Origin of the sequence: Ruegeria arenilitoris, from assembly GCF_013030265.1 — a bacterium.
GTDB classification, from domain to species: domain Bacteria; phylum Pseudomonadota; class Alphaproteobacteria; order Rhodobacterales; family Rhodobacteraceae; genus Ruegeria; species Ruegeria arenilitoris_E.
This window is the reverse complement of the sequence record NZ_WPZQ01000024.1, coordinates 1-1264: the sequence shown is the minus strand read 5'-3', so window position 1 is coordinate 1264 and position 1264 is coordinate 1. Positions and strand designations below refer to the sequence as shown.

Below are 1264 nucleotides of genomic sequence, written 5' to 3'. Positions count from 1 at the left end.
CTTACAGGTTTGGATATATTGGGAAACGTTTGCAGAGTTCTGCGACCTCGGCCTTGACCTTGGCCTCGACCGCGCCGTTGCCGTCTTCGCCATTGGCGGCCAGACCGTCGACGACCTCGATGATCCAGTCCGCGATCTGGCGGAACTCGATCTCGCCAAAGCCGCGTGTGGTGCCGGCGGGGCTGCCCAGACGAATGCCCGACGTGATGGTCGGTTTCTCCGGGTCAAACGGCACGCCGTTCTTGTTGCAGGTGATGTGCGCGCGGCCCAGCGCCTTTTCGGTCGCGTTGCCCTTGACGCCCTTGGGGCGCAGGTCGACCAGTACGACGTGGGTGTCGGTGCCGTGGGTCACGGTGTCCAGGCCGCCCTTGATCAGCTGATCCGACAGCGCCTGCGCATTGACGACAACCTGCTTGATATAGTCCTTGAAGGCAGGCTGCAGCGCCTCGCCAAAGGCCACAGCCTTGGCTGCGATCACATGCATCAGCGGGCCGCCCTGAATGCCGGGGAAGATCGCCGAATTCACTTTCTTGGCGATATCTTCATCATTGGTCAGGATCATGCCGCCACGCGGACCGCGCAGGGTCTTGTGCGTCGTGGTCGTGGCCACATGCGCATGCGGGAAGGGGCTGGGATGCTCGCCTGCCGCCACCAGACCGGCAAAATGCGCCATGTCGACGTGCAGGTAGGCACCGACCATGTCGGCGATCTCGCGCATGCGGGCAAAGTCGATCTGGCGCGGAATGGCCGAACCGCCTGCGATGATCAGCTTGGGCTGGTGCTCTTTCGCCAGCGCCTCAACCTGATCATAGTCCAGCATGTTGTCTTCCTTGCGGACGCCGTACTGCACCGCATGGAACCACTTGCCCGACTGGTTCGGACGGGCGCCGTGAGTCAGGTGACCACCAGCGTCCAGCGACATGCCCAGAATGGTGTCGCCGGGTTTGATCAGCGCCTGGAACACGCCCTGGTTGGCCTGGCTGCCCGAGTTCGGCTGCACGTTGGCAAAGCCGCAGCCAAACAGCTCTTTGGCGCGGTCGATGGCCAGGTTTTCGGCGATATCAACGAACTGGCAGCCGCCATAATAACGGCGACCGGGATAGCCTTCGGCGTATTTGTTGGTCATCACCGAGCCCTGCGCCTCCATCACGGCAGCAGAGACGATGTTTTCGGACGCAATCAGCTCGATCTCGTCGCGCTGACGGCCCAGCTCGGACGTGATCGAGCCAAAAAGCTCAGGATCACGGTCAGACAAGGACTGGGT

At 62.3% G+C, this 1264-nt stretch carries 1 protein-coding gene; it reads right to left on the bottom strand.

Going from position 1 to position 1264, the window contains the following annotated elements; all coding sequences use genetic code 11:
* Window position 1 precedes the first annotated feature (1 nt).
* The coding region (glyA, locus tag GOX61_RS22305; protein WP_302478318.1) for a serine hydroxymethyltransferase at window positions 2–1264 on the bottom strand (1263 nt) is incomplete at its 5' end.